Origin of the sequence: Marinobacter sp. BW6, assembly GCF_008107725.1 — a bacterium.
Taxonomy (GTDB): domain Bacteria; phylum Pseudomonadota; class Gammaproteobacteria; order Pseudomonadales; family Oleiphilaceae; genus Marinobacter.
The window spans coordinates 101,558-116,184 of the sequence record NZ_VIRN01000037.1; the positions used below are offsets into that span (position 1 = coordinate 101,558).

17 protein-coding genes are annotated in these 14,627 nt (G+C 53.9%); 13 read left to right on the forward strand and 4 right to left on the reverse strand.

Annotated elements, in window-relative coordinates; translation table 11 throughout:
* The first annotated feature begins 7 nt into the window (after positions 1 to 7).
* Together FMN52_RS01995 and FMN52_RS02000 are read left to right on the forward strand one after the other, a co-directional pair.
* A complete protein-coding gene (locus tag FMN52_RS01995; protein WP_148607052.1) occupies positions 8 to 1,474 on the forward strand; it encodes an ABC transporter permease in 1,467 nt (488 codons plus the stop codon).
* Positions 1,475 to 1,611: 137 nt separating this feature from the next.
* On the forward strand, positions 1,612 to 2,223 hold the full coding sequence (locus FMN52_RS02000; RefSeq protein WP_148607053.1) for a hypothetical protein: 612 nt from the start codon (positions 1,612 to 1,614) through the stop codon (positions 2,221 to 2,223).
* On the opposite strand, the gene FMN52_RS02005 is transcribed toward FMN52_RS02000, so the two are convergent.
* Both FMN52_RS02005 and FMN52_RS02010 read right to left on the reverse strand, forming a co-directional pair.
* Positions 2,216 to 2,512, reverse strand: coding sequence for a hypothetical protein (locus tag FMN52_RS02005; protein ID WP_148607054.1), 297 nt, complete (start codon positions 2,510 to 2,512; stop codon positions 2,216 to 2,218). The genes FMN52_RS02000 and FMN52_RS02005 overlap by 8 nt on opposite strands.
* An 83-nt stretch (positions 2,513 to 2,595) precedes the next feature.
* A complete protein-coding gene (locus tag FMN52_RS02010; protein ID WP_148607055.1) occupies positions 2,596 to 3,069 on the reverse strand; it encodes a hypothetical protein in 474 nt (157 codons plus the stop codon).
* A 131-nt stretch (positions 3,070 to 3,200) separates the two neighbouring features.
* Between FMN52_RS02010 and FMN52_RS02015 the strand changes: the two genes are divergently transcribed.
* The 3 genes from FMN52_RS02015 to FMN52_RS02025 are packed head-to-tail and all read left to right on the forward strand — an operon-like array spanning position 3,201 to position 5,424.
* On the forward strand, positions 3,201 to 4,121 hold the full coding sequence (locus FMN52_RS02015; RefSeq protein WP_148607056.1) for an ABC transporter ATP-binding protein: 921 nt from the start codon (positions 3,201 to 3,203) through the stop codon (positions 4,119 to 4,121).
* Positions 4,122 to 4,147: 26 nt separating this feature from the next.
* On the forward strand, positions 4,148 to 4,909 hold the full coding sequence (locus FMN52_RS02020; protein WP_148607057.1) for an ABC transporter permease: 762 nt from the start codon (positions 4,148 to 4,150) through the stop codon (positions 4,907 to 4,909).
* The gene (locus FMN52_RS02025) at positions 4,906 to 5,424 is read left to right on the forward strand and encodes a DUF192 domain-containing protein (protein ID WP_148607058.1); all 519 of its coding nucleotides are present in this window, start codon (positions 4,906 to 4,908) and stop codon (positions 5,422 to 5,424) included. The genes FMN52_RS02020 and FMN52_RS02025 overlap by 4 nt, the downstream gene beginning before the upstream one ends.
* Before the next feature lie 25 nt (positions 5,425 to 5,449).
* On the opposite strand, the gene FMN52_RS02030 is transcribed toward FMN52_RS02025, so the two are convergent.
* A complete protein-coding gene (locus FMN52_RS02030; protein WP_148607059.1) occupies positions 5,450 to 6,241 on the reverse strand; it encodes an enoyl-CoA hydratase in 792 nt (263 codons plus the stop codon).
* Positions 6,242 to 6,428: 187 nt separating this feature from the next.
* On the opposite strand from FMN52_RS02030, the gene FMN52_RS19845 reads away from it, so the two are divergent.
* The 8 genes from FMN52_RS19845 to FMN52_RS02065 all read left to right on the forward strand — a co-directional run bounded on the left by FMN52_RS19845 (position 6,429) and on the right by FMN52_RS02065 (position 13,809).
* Positions 6,429 to 6,572, forward strand: a complete 144-nt coding sequence (locus FMN52_RS19845) for a hypothetical protein (protein WP_162841257.1) — start codon at positions 6,429 to 6,431, stop codon at positions 6,570 to 6,572.
* Positions 6,573 to 6,610: 38 nt separating this feature from the next.
* Positions 6,611 to 7,489, forward strand: coding sequence for a DMT family transporter (locus FMN52_RS02035; RefSeq protein ID WP_148607060.1), 879 nt, complete (start codon positions 6,611 to 6,613; stop codon positions 7,487 to 7,489).
* Between the two features lie 53 nt (positions 7,490 to 7,542).
* Positions 7,543 to 8,346 carry an enoyl-CoA hydratase-related protein gene (locus FMN52_RS02040; protein WP_148607061.1) on the forward strand — a complete coding sequence of 268 codons (804 nt, stop codon included), beginning with the start codon at positions 7,543 to 7,545 and terminating at the stop codon, positions 8,344 to 8,346.
* Positions 8,347 to 8,595: 249 nt separating this feature from the next.
* Positions 8,596 to 9,795 carry a tyrosine-type recombinase/integrase gene (locus tag FMN52_RS02045; RefSeq protein ID WP_148607062.1) on the forward strand — a complete coding sequence of 400 codons (1,200 nt, stop codon included), beginning with the start codon at positions 8,596 to 8,598 and terminating at the stop codon, positions 9,793 to 9,795.
* On the forward strand, positions 9,788 to 10,576 hold the full coding sequence (locus tag FMN52_RS02050; RefSeq protein ID WP_148607063.1) for a hypothetical protein: 789 nt from the start codon (positions 9,788 to 9,790) through the stop codon (positions 10,574 to 10,576). The genes FMN52_RS02045 and FMN52_RS02050 overlap by 8 nt, the downstream gene beginning before the upstream one ends.
* Positions 10,573 to 11,439: an OST-HTH/LOTUS domain-containing protein gene (locus tag FMN52_RS02055; RefSeq protein WP_162525015.1), complete on the forward strand. Its 867-nt coding sequence runs from the start codon at positions 10,573 to 10,575 to the stop codon at positions 11,437 to 11,439. Before FMN52_RS02050 ends, FMN52_RS02055 begins: the two co-directional genes overlap by 4 nt.
* A 122-nt stretch (positions 11,440 to 11,561) precedes the next feature.
* Positions 11,562 to 11,765, forward strand: a complete 204-nt coding sequence (locus FMN52_RS02060; RefSeq protein WP_240339370.1) for a helix-turn-helix domain-containing protein — start codon at positions 11,562 to 11,564, stop codon at positions 11,763 to 11,765.
* A 256-nt stretch (positions 11,766 to 12,021) separates the two neighbouring features.
* Positions 12,022 to 13,809: a replication endonuclease gene (locus tag FMN52_RS02065; RefSeq protein ID WP_148607065.1), complete on the forward strand. Its 1,788-nt coding sequence runs from the start codon at positions 12,022 to 12,024 to the stop codon at positions 13,807 to 13,809.
* Here the strand turns inward: FMN52_RS02065 and FMN52_RS02070 are convergent.
* Positions 13,770 to 14,627, reverse strand: coding sequence for a hypothetical protein (locus FMN52_RS02070; protein WP_148607066.1), 858 nt, complete (start codon positions 14,625 to 14,627; stop codon positions 13,770 to 13,772). The two genes, FMN52_RS02065 and FMN52_RS02070, sit on opposite strands and share 40 nt — an antisense overlap.

Consider the following 14,627-nt stretch of genomic DNA (forward strand, 5'->3'; position numbering starts at 1 on the left):
TCGCGCGATGCTCTCCTACCCAACGGTTCGCACCAGCCTGATCTTCCTTGCCATTGCACTCGTGGGGCTCTTGTTTGCCGATATTGCGATCACCGCAAACAATCCCTGGCGGGATCTCGGCAACTTTTTCCTGGGCGTACTCACTCCTAATTTTTTCAGCAGCGAAGGACTTCTTACCGCACTCTTACGCACGGTAGCCTTCGCTTTTGTCGGGGTGACGGTTGGTGGTATCTGCGGATTTCTTCTGGCGCTGGTGTACCGGTTCCTCCCGGTGCGCATTTTTTGCGCGTTCATCAGGGCGATTCATGAGCTTTTCTGGGCCCTTATTTTTCTTCAGTTTTTCGGCTTCCACCCTCTCACCGGCGTGCTGGCAATCGCTATTCCCTATTCCGGCATTTTTGCCAAAGTGTACTCGGAGATTCTTGAGGAGGCCGATCCGGAACCAGGCAGGTTGCTGCCGCCGGGCACAGGAACCATCACGGCGTTCCTGTACACCAAAATTCCTGATTGCTGGATCCAGCTGAGAACCTACACCGCCTATCGTCTTGAATGTGGACTTCGGTCGAGCGCTATTCTCGGTTTCGTTGGCCTGCCGACGCTGGGGTTCTATCTGGAAACGTCTTTTTCGCAAGGCATGTACTCCGATGCCGGTGCGATGTTGATACTGTTTTACGTGCTCATTGCTACCATCCCTCTCTGGGTCAAGCCCAAGCTCCTACCCGTGTATATCCTTGGCGCTCCGTTCTTCCTGGGTGATGGTTTTCCCATCGTCTGGGGTAACGTTGAACGATTTTTCACCCAGGATATTGTGCCCAGCCCTCTGAGGGACGGTGAGGGTTTGGCGGGTCTGATACCGTGGCTGAATGAGCTGATGGTCGAGCAGGCATTGCCGGGCATCTGGAATACCGTCATTCTCACCCAGATTGCGCTGGTGGCTACGGGTATCCTCACGCTTCTTGCGTTCCCGCTGATTTCGAATCACTTTGGCGGCCCCATACGCAGAACATCGGGCCATGTGTTCCTGGTTATTGCGCGATCAACGCCTGAATACATTCTGGCGTATATTCTTCTGCAACTGTGGGGGCCCTCCATGCTTCCTGCGGTCGTGGCACTTGCGCTGCATAATGGCGGCATTATAGGCCATCTTATTGGCCGGCAAACCAACACAATTCGTTTGCGATCTGATGCGCCCCAAGGGTTTAACCGCTACAGCTGGGAGCTCGTACCGCGTGTTTATCGTTCATTTCTGGCGTTTCTGTTTTACCGCTGGGAAATCATCATGAGAGAAACCGCCATTCTGGGTATTCTCGGCATCTACACCCTTGGTTTTTATGTCGATAGCGCTATTCAGAGTATCCGATTCGATCAGGCAATGGTTCTGATCCTGATCACCGCCATGCTGAATATCGGTGTGGACATTCTTGGTCGCTACATTCGCCGCAAGCTGGCCCTACAGACCATGCCCACCTGCTAGCCACGACCGCTGCGATCCCCGTCACAGTTCCGTCATTTCGGTCAATTCGCGTTCGTTAATGGTGACAAGTTGGCGGCGCAAGCAGGAAACATTCAGTTACACTCTGATTACCTGCTGCAACATTCAGAGTTTTGGTGATGATGGTAAACGGATTGATTCTTTTTATTCAGGTCGGGCTGCTCGCGCTGCTTGTGCTGATGGCTACGCGGATAATCACGCTGGTGCGCTCAGAGCCCTTGGCAGCAGGACACCAGAAAACCTGGTCCAGCAGTTATCCCGTCGACGCCCATATCCCCGAATGCCCTTTAAGCACTTCAGAATGGCCCGTCGCGGTACGGAAACCGGTTGTCGATATGGCCCCAAACCGTGCCGAGCTTATTACCCGGCTGCACATTCTGGCAGGCCTTCAGGAAAGGGACTGCCGTTTAAACGGCCTGGAACTTCAAGCTGCCCCAGAGGCGGTTAAGGCCTATGTCGTTGCGTGGCTCTATGGTGCGGGTTGCGCCCTAAGTCATAAAAGCACCCGGCATTCCGAGGCACTGCTTAACATCGTTGCCCAGATCACCGGTCGTAAAACCGGTATTCGGCAGCCAGAGGCTGTTCAGGCGATAAGCACATTGACGGCCAGCACTATTCACCTGGCCTGCTTCAGAGCGGGATTGGAGGGCGCGGAATTCTGGCGGTATAACCACTACGTGCCGCCGACATCGAGTCTCTACGAGGCCATTACGGCAAACGCGTTCATTTAGCAGTGTCCAGTGCCCAGTCGGTGCCCAGCGCCACGGGCTCGGCGTGATCCTGTTCGTCTGCACGGGTTCCGGTAATCTCGGGCCGGGTGAACCCGCCATCCTCGGTGTTGGCCATGCTTTCTACATCCACCGAACGAACCACGTAGGACACGCCGCCGGCCAGTACCTTGGCCCGGTGAGTCAATCCGAAGACAAACCGGCAGTAATCCAGCTTCAGCTGAATCAGATCTTGCTCGGCTTTGCGGATTTTTCTCAGCAGTACCTTCTGAACGCTATCTCCGTAATCCATCACGTTGTCCCTGATAGTGGCGGTATGGTGATTTTACACAATCCCGGCCCGTTGTCAGCCGACGGGTTTCCGGTTCGCCTGTCTCAGTGCGGTTCGGCCTGAAAAACCAGCTTTACCGGGATGTTTTCAATCGGCGACTGTCCCTGCTGCAAATCGATGCGCCAGGTCATGGTGGCATCCACGGTACAGAAGGGTGCCGTGAAGCGTGCGGAGTATTCATTTCCCGTTCGGTTCCCTAACGGTACCGGGTACTCGCCCATATACATGGATTCTCCGCGGAGAACCGCAAGAAAACGCTCGGGCCGCTCCGGTGTTGCAACAGTGAGGCGGTATTCGGTGCCCTGGGTGCCTTCTCCCAGCTCGATCAGCGTAACTTCCCAGTCTCCTGCCCCGGTTGACCATGAACAGGGGCCCCCTTCCAGCAAATCGCACTGGACAGTGGCGGTTGAGAGGCCGCTCTTTTGTTCCCCCCCCGCGTCCTCGAGCATGCGCGCTCCGAAAACAGCCACGGCAACAAGCCCCAGAATCGATCCTGTCACTGCAATAGCGCGTAACATAACGGCACCTCAAAAAAACTGCCGGGCATTATGGGGTTTTCTCCCTCCCAGGCAAAGGTTTCTAAACTGGCGCCAGTCATGAGAAAATACTGCGCCTTCAATTCGACCCATTCTGACCACAGGACACGCCCGTGCAGCCGGATATTTCCGTAAAGCACCTGAGCAAGGTATATGGTGACGGTTTTCAGGCCCTGAAGGACATCAACCTGGAAATACGCCGCGGCGAAATCTTCGCCCTGCTCGGCCCCAATGGCGCCGGCAAGACCACGCTCATCAGCATCATCTGCGGCATCGTTAACGCCTCCGCCGGCGAGGTAACGGCCGCCGGCTACGATATCGTCAAAGACTACCGCAAAGCCCGCGAGACCATCGGCCTGGTGCCCCAGGAACTGAATACCGATTCCTTCGAGACCGTTTGGAATGCGGTCTCCTTCAGCCGTGGGTTGTTCGGCAAGCCTCCCAAGCCCGCACATATCGAGAAAGTGCTGAAAGACCTGTCTCTCTGGGATAAGCGCAACAACCGGATCATGTCGCTCTCGGGCGGCATGAAGCGCCGTCTCATGATTGCCAAGGCCCTCTCCCATGAGCCACAAATCCTGTTCCTTGATGAGCCAACGGCCGGCGTCGATGTTGAACTCCGCCGGGACATGTGGGAGATGGTGCGCAAACTTCGGGAGCATGGAGTGACCATTATCCTGACCACTCATTACATCGAAGAAGCCGAGGAAATGGCAGATCGAATCGGTGTCATCCGGGATGGCGAGATTATTCTGGTTGAGGATAAGGCACAGTTAATGACCAAGCTTGGCAAGAAAGAGTTGAGACTCCAGTTGCAGCAAAAGCTGGACAAGATGCCGGGTGAGCTAACTCTGGAACCAGTGGAATTGTCAGAGGATGGTTACGAGCTCATATACACCTTCGATTCACAGCAAGAGCAGGCTGGGGTTGCCCGGTTGCTCCGTACGCTTGGCGATCTTGGTATCGAATACCGGGACCTGCAAACCCGGGAAAGCTCCCTTGAAGAGATTTTTGTCGGCCTGGTGCACGAGTAAAGCTGCCGGCTATTCTGGAGAAAAGCATGAACCTTTACGGTATCCGCGCAATCTACAATTTTGAAATGGCCCGCATGAAGCGCACAGTAATGCAAAGCGTGCTCTCGCCGGTTATCTCGACCTGCCTTTATTTCGTTGTGTTCGGCTCGGCCATCGGTTCGCGCATGGGCGACATCGACAACATTGCCTACGGTGCCTACATCATTCCCGGGCTGGTGATGTTGTCACTGTTGATGCAGAGCATTTCCAACGCCTCCTTCGGGATTTACATGCCCAAGTTCTCTGGCACCATCTATGAAGTGCTCTCCGCGCCTGTTTCGTATGTGGAGGTGGTGCTGGGCTATGTCGGTGCTGCCGCCACCAAATCGATCATCCTTGGGCTGATCATTCTGGCCACTGCCAAGTTCTTCGTGGACTACGATGTCCTGCACCCCTTCTGGATGCTTTCTTTCCTGGTGCTTACGTCGATCACGTTCAGCCTGTTCGGTTTCATTATCGGCATTTGGGCCGACGGGTTCGAAAAACTTCAGATTGTGCCGATGATGATCGTCACACCACTGGTCTTCCTCGGCGGTACCTTTTACTCCATCGATATGCTGCCGGAGATCTGGCAGACGGTGAGCCTGTTCAATCCGGTGGTCTACCTGATCAGCGGCTTCCGCTGGGCATTTTACGGCGTGTCTGACGTGCACATTGCCATTAGTGTGGGGATGACGCTGGTGTTCCTCACGGCTTGCATGGTCGGTATCTGGTGGATCTTCAAAACCGGCTACCGGTTGCGTTCGTGACGGCGGCATCGGGAAGCTTGCGCGGGCTGAAAATCTGGACTGTACTGGCGGTCAGTTCGCTGATTTACGGTTGCTCCTCTGGCATCGCCGCGCCACAGGAAGGCCTACCGGTTCTCGAAGCCTGCTTTGTGTCCGCGGCGGGCACGGTGCCTGTAGAACTGGAAGTGGCCAGAACGTCCGAACAGCGCCAGAAGGGGTTGATGGGGCGCAAGTCCATGGCAACAAACGCCGGAATGCTGTTCGAGTACCGCGAGCCCAGGCAAGCCAGCCACGGCTTCTGGATGTACAAGACCCTGATTCCGCTGGACATTGCTTACCTGAACCGGGACGGCGTAATCGGCAGTATCCGCCACATGGTACCCTGCGCCTCGGCCAGCGGTTCCGGCTGCCCCACCTACCCCGCCGGCGTGTCCTTTATCCAGGCGGTGGAGATGAACGCCGGCTTTTTTCGGCAGCATGGCATCAGGCGTGGCGACCGGCTAAACGTAGGAAAGGACAACTGCCCGGCGCGATAGGCCGGGCTGGTTCTTGCAGGCTACCCTAGCTGTCTTGCCACTCCGGCTTGCGCTTCTCCAGAAATGCGCAGATACCTTCCTGAGCATCGTTGGCCATCATGTTGTCGGCCATTACCTTGGAGGTGTACTCGTAGGCGTCTTCCAGCGGCATTTCCAGCTGCCGATAGAAGGCCTCTTTGCCAATTTTCAGGGTGTGGCCGGACTTGTCGGCAATGGTGCGGGCCAGCTTATAGACAATCTCGTCCAGGTGCTGTTCATCAACGATCTGATTGACCAGTCCAATGCGCTCGGCCTTCACGGCACCGATCATCTCACCGGTCAGCAGCATTTCCATGGCGTGCTTGCGCGAGACATTCCGGGACAACGCCACCATCGGCGTGGAACAGAAAAGCCCGATATTCACCCCTGGGGTGGCAAAACGTGCGGTGTCTGCCGCTACAGCCAGGTCGCAGCTGGCTACCAGCTGACAGCCCGCGGCGGTGGCAACTCCGGCTACCCGGGCAATTACCGGCCGGGGCAGATTCACGATCTGCTGCATCACCTTGCTGCACTGGTTAAACAGTGCCAGCTGAAATTCATGGCTATCAAACTGCTCCCGCACTTCCCGGAGGTCGTGGCCGGCACAGAACACATTGCCATGGGCCGCAAGAACCACAACCCGGGTTTCGGTATCGGAGGTGATGGTCTCAAGCTCTTCAGACAGGGCCTCCAGCATGGCCATGGAAAGGCTGTTTTTCTTTTCTGGCTGGTTCAGCGTAAGCGTGGTTATGCCATTTTCGCTGTACTTGTGAACCAGATCTGCGGTTTGTTCGGTCATGAGGACACTCCATTTTAAACGTTGCTGCACCAGGCAACCTGCACACTTACCCAGAGTATTGCTGACTGCGTCTATACTGTCGAAGCGACTTTTGTAGGATGCTCAGTTTTCGGGCCCTTGAGGTTGTTATAGCCCTCTGCCGCCCATAGGCTGTCTGTATAAGACAAACCGCAGAGAGGAAAAACGCATGTCGAAATCGATAATCCTCAAAGCCATCTTCGCCATCGCAGTTATTGGCGGAGCCATCTTCATTATCATTAAAGACGAACCAGCAACACCAACCGGCGACATCAACAGCATCCAGCCGCTGCCGGAGCAGGACAACCCGTAAGCCAGACCACACACTCCACCGGAACAGGCGACCCCACATTGCAGACAACCCGAATCAAAGGACTGACCATCGCCGCCCTCGGCGTGCTTTTTATCGTCCCGGATGCGCTGCTTGTTAAAATCACCTCCGTGGATCCGGTGGTATTCCTGTTCTGGCGGGGCTTATTGCTGGCCATCAGTTTCTTTGTAATCAGCTGGGCCAGATACCGTTCCCGGCTGGTGCCTGAAATCCGGAAATGCGGCCGCAAGGGCCTGTTCTGCGCTGGTGCCTTTGCCATCAGCACCCTCGGATTCGTGGTAGGCATGAAGAACACGGCCGCCGGCAACGTGCTGGTGATCCTCAATACCGCGCCGGTGATCGCGGCGGTCATTGCCTGGGCGGTCTGGAAAGAAACCCTGCCTCTGCGAACCTGGGTGGTCATCCTGGTGTGCGTCACCGGCGCCACCTTCATGGCCGTGGGCGAATTTGGCAAGGGTGACCCGCTGGGACTGCTAATGGCAGTGGTTGCCGCCACGGCCCTGGCCTCTAACCTCAACGTCGCCCGCTCCAAACCCGAGAGCGATATGAGCGTCATGCTCATGTTCGGAGCTCTGGTGCTTGCCGGCGCAGCCGCCTTGCTGGGCGGAGCCCAGATGCCATCGGGCCGGGACTTCTTCTTTATCGCCCTGCTCTGCCTGGTATTCCTGCCTACCGCCTGCATTCTGATCCAGATTGGCCCCCGCTACATTCCTGCGGCGGAGGTCAGCCTTATGCTGCTTCTTGAGACCGTGCTCGGGTCCTTCCTTGTGTGGCTGTTCCTGGGCGAAGTGCCGCCAAAACTGAGCCTGGTGGGCGGTGTCATCGTGTTCTCGGCCCTGGCGGCGCATGGCTGGACGGAAGTCAGCCGATACCGAAAGGCGCGGCTGGCAGTTGATTAACCCGGTTCCCGCGCGCGAAGATACGCGCTGATCAAAAACAAGGAACTGCAATCATGACCACCGTACCCCAGCTCACCGACGCATTGCTCACCCTGGAAAACCGGGTAGCCACCCTCACCCTCAACCGTCACGACCTGCGCAATGCGCTCACAGGCTCAAACCTGATCGACGACATTGTGACCACAGCGGAATGGGTGAACCAGTGCGACGATGTGTCGGTACTGGTGATCACCGGAGCGGGCTCTGCGTTCAGCGCCGGCGGCAACATCCGCGACATGGCCAACCGCAGCGGCGATTTCGCCGGTGACGTGGCCGAATGCGCCGACCGCTATCGCAAAGGCATCCAGCGCATTCCCCTGGCCCTCCAGAATGTGGAAGTCCCTATCATCGCCGCCGTAAACGGTCCCGCCATTGGCGCAGGCTTCGATCTGGCCAACATGGCGGATATCCGCATTGCCTCGGAAAACGCAAAGTTCGGCGAAACCTTTCTCAACCTCGGCATTATCCCCGGCGATGGTGGCGCCTGGTTCATGCAGCGCCTGATCGGCTATCAGCGCGCCTTCGAGCTCACACTTACCGGCCGGGTGATCGACGCGGCCGAGGCAAAGGAGCTTGGCATTGTTCTGGAAGTGGTATCAGCAGACGATCTGTTAAATGCAGCCAGCGCCATGGCCAGCCGCATTGCCAGCCAACCGCCCAAAGCCACGCGGCTGACCAAACGCCTGATGAAGATGGCGCCGAGAATGGAACTGAAGGATTTTCTTGACGTGTGTGCGAACTTCCAGGGCATGTGCCATAACGAGCCGGAGCACTTGGAAGCGGTGAATAAAATGCTGGAGGCAATGTCGAAGAAATAATGGTGCTCCGGGCCGGAATCGAACCGGCACGACCGTGAGGTCGAGAGATTTTAAGTTATTTGTGCCCTTCTTTTAAGAAATTGGATGACGTTTTAATAAGCACAACAAAACAGTGTCTTATAGAAGCTTTCTCGAAATCTCTGTTTGCGGTTGTTTGAAGAAATCCGCTAGAATTTGACCGATTTTGTCTACATAGTGTCTACATGAAGACACAAGAGACTTTCGACGATGTCTAGCGGAGGCGCATCAGTGAGGATCACAAAGGGTTTCGTGGATAAGGTTCCCTTGCCCGAGGTTGGCAAGAATGGGGAAGGCACCCAAGCCTTTTATCGGGACTCAGCCATCGCGGGGTTTGGTCTGCGCGTGACCAGTGGCGGGGCCAAATCCTTCATCGTCGAAAAGCGGATCGACGGTCGCGTCAAACGTAAAACGCTGGGCCGCTATGGCAACTTGACCGTCGAGCAGGCGCGAAAGGAGGCAATGAAGTTTTTGGGCAAGGTCGCCAGTGGCGGTGATCCGATTCGAGAAGTCAGTGAGAAACGCGCCCAACGCATTTCCCTCAAGGAAGCCTTTGACGATTACCTGGCTACACGGAAAAGCCTCAAACCGAACACGCTGAACGACTACCAACGCTCCATGCGGGAGATGTTCAAAGACTGGCAGAGCAAGGCGCTCAAGGATATCAGCCGGGATATGGTGCTGAGTCGCCATGCGGAATACGGACAGCGCAGCCCTGCTCGGGCTGATAATGGGATGCGGATTCTACGGGCGGTGTTCAATCACGCCTTGCAACGTTATCAGGACGCCTCCGGCAAACCCTTTCTGGTGGCAAACCCTGTCGATGTTCTGAGCCATCAGCGAGCTTGGTACAAGGTGGAGAGCCGGCAAAGTCTGATCAAAGATCACCAGCTCAAAGCCTGGTATGACGCCACCATGCAGTTGAACAGGCAAACCACGCGGGATTACCTGCATCTGGTACTGCTCACCGGCCTGCGTCGCACCGAAGCGGCAACCCTCACCTGGGCCCAGGTGGACTTCAAAGAAAAGACCCTGACCATTACCGATACCAAGAACGGGCGCGTGCATCGCCTGCCTTTCAGCACCGCCATCGAAGCGTTGCTAGAACGGCGATTCAAAGACCAAGAAAGCCCGTATGTGTTTCCAAGCGATTCGGAGCGTGGGCACCTCTCAGAGCCCCGCACCGCGATCAAGCGCGTCTGCGACCTGTCCGGTGTGACGTTCACCCTGCACGACCTGAGGCGAACTTTCGCCACCGCTGCTGAACGGCTGGATATTCCAGCGTATGCGCTCAAGCGGCTGATGAATCACAAGGACCCGAACGACGTGACTGACGGTTACATTATTTTTGATGTGGAGCGACTGCGCGTGCCTATGCAAAAGATCACTGATTTTTTTGAAACCCAATTCGAAGTGAAGAGCAATGTTTGATCCCGAGATTATCAGCCGTTATCCGGTGAAGGAGTCAGTCGAAACGATTCTGTCACGCTTCAACCGGACCGCTCCTTACAGCCTCGACTATGAGTTTGTGATCAGCCAGGCCCAAACGCGCCTCGCCAATCGATCTAAGCGAGAGCTGACGGCCGGAGCTATCCACCTGAGAAAACTACTTGCTCGAGCGGAGGAAACGGAGCAAGAGCAAATTATGGAAAAGATGAGGGCTGGCGAACAAAACATCTTTCAGACCGATCCCTCGAAATTTTCGGCCTTCTTCCAGGAGTTTGATCTTGATGATCAATCTGATTTCCCCAATGCCAGTCCGACGGATTACTTCGCTATCCTCGTCTTGGTCTACGCGCTCGAATCCCTCGAACTACAGCTTCAGGTTGAGTCTTGGGAGGCTCAAAAAGATAGTCTAGATCCGATCCAAGCGCTAAGACTGCCGGGCCTTCAAGTAGCATCTGGCGAACGGCTCCAAAGCGCTGTTGGCCTGATAAACTTTATCGAAGGCATCGAGTTTGAGGCGATTTTTCGCAGAAAGATCGCCAAAGGAGCAAACCGAGCAAAAAACCGAGCCTATCAGAATCTCAAACAGAAAATTTTTGATTTTATTGACTCGGAGTGCCAAGAATTATCAAGTCGAAAAGCGGCCCAAGTTGCATATCTGCAGTTCAAGGATCAGGTGTCTTCTACCCTGAATTCTGATGACCCAGAACATCAGATCGCCAAATGGATTGGCACTCACCGGAAAGGAACCAAGAAACCAAAATGAGCCAGAACGAGGACGGGGAATTCATTGAGATTCGGCGCGAAGTGATCGAGCTAATGGGTCGATGCATTTTGAATCTTCAGAAATATGAGCTTGGCATGAAGCAGTTCCTGGCAACCTCAGAAATAAGCGGCAATGCCTCGAAAGGACTTTCAAACCTTGCTCAAAGGCGGAAACGCTATTCCGGCAGAACCTTGGGGCAACTAATCGGAGAGTTCACTGGGGACTATGTCTCACCAGATACCCAGCAAGACCGAAATGAGGAATTAGACAGCGGTAAAATTGGAGATTCATCGGCAGAAGCCATTTCGTTTCAAATGCGATTTTCCGTTCGGTTAAGCGAAGAAAAGCATGCAGAGCTAACCGAAAACCTACGTGAGTTAGTCACCCTGCGCAACGATTTGGTCCACCACTTTCTCTCCAGACATCCGCTTTCGGACCTAGCAGACTGCATAGCCGCTAAGAAATATCTGATTGAATCATTGGAGCTCATCAATCATCACATCAAACAGCTCCATGAGTTTGGTTCCAATCGTGAGTCAATGAAAGAGAGTCTTGCTACGTTTCTAAAATCGGAAGATTTTAGCCACTTTATCACTTACGGATTCTCCCCAGGCCAACCTATAGACTGGGCACAAACTCCGGTCGTTGGCCATCTCAAAGCAGCCGAAATTGAACTACAAAATGAGGGCTGGACTGAACTCTTCAGTGCTATCAACTGGATTAGATCCCAGGCACCGCACCTTTCACCTAAGCCTTATCAATGCCGCTCGTGGAGAGCGTTACTCCGTGCCTCTTCGTTATTTGAGATCCGCAAAGAGCAACTCGAAAACGGCACCACAAAAGTCCTGTATCGAAGTCTCTAAAAATACCCCTGCAATGCAAAAGTATACCCCTCCTATGCACAGGTATACCTCTGCCTAGGAGCGCCATTCCCCATTTAGCGGTCGATCTCTAAAACTACAGCCATATCAGATGGAGAAACGATATGGCTATGACAGACAGACTATTAAATACGAAGGAAGCAGCTCAGTTTTTGGGCGTAAGCAAAGCCTTTCTGGAGAGAGATCGTTGGGCCGGTGCCCGCGTCCCCTTTATCAAAGTGGGCAGTCGAGCGGTTCGTTATCGGCTGAGCGACCTGAACGACTACATCGAAAAACAGGTTCGACTCTCAACGTCCCAGGTGGCGTGATGGGCGACCTTGATCGAGTTCTTATGGTGAACGGTCAACCTGCCCCTATTAGGTTCAGGTGCTCAGGTTCGGCAGGTTCACCCCAGGCGTACCAAAGGGTTCGACTCAGGGGGTGTACCTGGTCAGTGAACCTCTTGATAGGTCAAAAAGCCGTTAACGACCTACACAGACGGTCTCAGCCCGTTACGTTAACGGTTTACCCACCTTCCCATCTGACCGTTACGTTAACGGTCCGGAACCGTTACGGGAGGGTTCAATGACCTCCCCTAACCAACGAGATTTTCGTTACTACCGGACCGAGGGCCGCCTTTACACCATCGGTACCCGCCAAACCCGAATGGCTGTTACGGATTTTCGGCGACGGCTCCCCCAGGTATTTCCCAAGCTTGAACCTCGTTTGTACCTAATAGGTCAAGAACAAGGATGCACTGCCTTGGAGATGGCTCTTGAGAATCTGGTTGCCAAACTCCAGCGCCGAGACCTCAAGTTTACGGTGGACGATGCCCAGATCATCGATTTTGCAAAAGCCAAGTCCAAAGCCTGCGGAGAAATCAGCGCCCGTATTAGAGACCCAGGCAAAGCCCTGGACGTCATTGCCAAACTTCTTTTTCGTTATGGCTTTCAGCTCCCCAAGGGCGTCACCGACAAAAGCCGAATCGAAAGAACTAAAGATGAACGTTGGTGGCGGCGGCTGGTAAGGAAAGAACAAAAACAAGTTCTCGATAATGTAGCTCGTGAGTACGGACTCGTCTCAAAACAGAAAGGCATCTACGTCTCAGACTGGGGGCTCAAGCTTCACCAGGAACAGCTCACTCGAAACCACTCGCTGCTTGAGGAGATGATTGCGGTCAACGATCAGTGCCAGGAATACACCCTCGCGGAATTGGCCTTGTTATCTGTCAGCAACCCTTACGTTCGCAGATCAGAACTCATCGTTCGCGCGTCCGGCTTCGAGACCATTGCGCGGCAACTGGATCACGAAGGAGTGTTCTTAACCCTCACAACCCCCAGCAAATACCATCCCGTCAAAGCTACTGGTGTGGCTAATCCGAAATATAACGGTTCTACTCCGAGGGAAGCGCAACACTACCTGATAGAACTTTGGGCACAGATTCGCGCCCAGTTAGATAGAGAAAAGATTCGCACCTATGGGTTTCGGATCACCGAACCACACCATGATGGGACGCCCCACTGGCATCTGATGCTGTTTGTTGACCCCAGCAAGAAAAAACGCCTGGTTGAGATCATGCGTGAGTACGCTCTTCGTGAAGACGGCGATGAACCAGGCGCTGACGAAGCCAGGTTTCAGGCGGTGGATATCGATTATGAACGGGGTTCCGCAACCGGCTACATCGTGAAGTACATCTGCAAGAACATCGACGGAGAGTTTCAAGAAGACGGCAACGACGCTGAAGACTGGTATGGGAACCTGACAAAGAATGTTGCCCCTCGTGTTCGTGCCTGGGCAAGCATTCACGGTATTCGCCAGTTTCAACAGATCGGTGGGCCACCCGTAACGGTCTGGCGTGAACTCCGTCGACTTGAGTCTGCTAATGATGAATTGGTCGAGGAAGCTCGTCAGGCAGCGGATAAAAGTGACTGGGCCGGTTTTATCGAGGCCATGAATGGCCCATGCGCCAGGCGCGTAGACCATCCCATCAAAACCGCGAAGTGGCTTGAAGTGGATCAAGGCACTGGTGAATACCTTGATTGCCCCGTTAACGAATACGGAGAGCCATCAAAAGGCAAACTGTTCGGTCTTTACGCCCAAGGACGGTACTGGCTAACGAGGTGTTTCAGATGGGAAGTAAGACGACCGAATGAACCTAAGAGCGGAACCGAAACGACTAACGAATCTTGGCTCAAGCGCCTTTTACGACTGACCCAGGTCAGGGAAGTGACAAAAGCGGAAATCGACGCACTACCTGCCGATACCGCTTATACGTGGGAGAAACTGAGCAGTGAGGTTCACCCGCCACCTTGGAGTTCTGTCAATAACTGTACTCAGGCACCAAATAACCGCTTCACGTTAAGTCCTTTGTGAGTCTGAATGAGCTCGTAGAGCATAGACTTATAACAGTTAAAAAATGGATCACCTGCAGTGTAGTTGTTTCCCGAGCTTGGATTTGCACTGTAAACCTGCGTAGGCATAGACCGAGTGGCTACGGCAATTGAAAGTTCGTCCAATAACTCTTCCAAGGCGGCCATCAAATCGTCCGATATAACATCGGCAATACTAATGCTATACCTCAATTCATCAAGAGATTTTATTAACTCGTCTATTTCGACTGCCTTCAGACTTTTGAGATCCTGATATCGAAACTTATTATTGAGAATTTTTTCTTCGATTGGTTCGATAGCTCGAGGTATGATGACTTCCCTAAGCCAAAAATCATCGATTATCGATTTTGCCTTATCCTCTGATCTATGGACAAAGGTAAAAATCAGGTTGCATACGGCTATCACGAAGCCTAGCACACCAGAACCTATGAGGAATTTCTGGTAGGTAGGCATACTACTTTCTTTACTCTGATTAGCGATGACAGATTTAAGTGTATTGTTAATATCCTCTAGCGCCTGCCGCTCAGGACTGTCCAAGTCAGTTAGACCATCAGATTCTGTTGGTTTTAGTTTGGAAGCAGACGGTTCTTCTTGCTCAGATGTGTTTTTCGATCCGCTGCCAAGAACAGGGCTATCGTCTTCCCTCGAGCCAACGATCTGATTGTCAAACTTCTCGATAGGGCCAGCCGACATCTCGTTTTGTAAATTATTATCTGTACTCGAGGGTTCTGCCGATATTGCTACGGTCGGACCAGCGAGAAGAAATATGGTTATAATGCACTTCGATAGAAATTGAAGCAT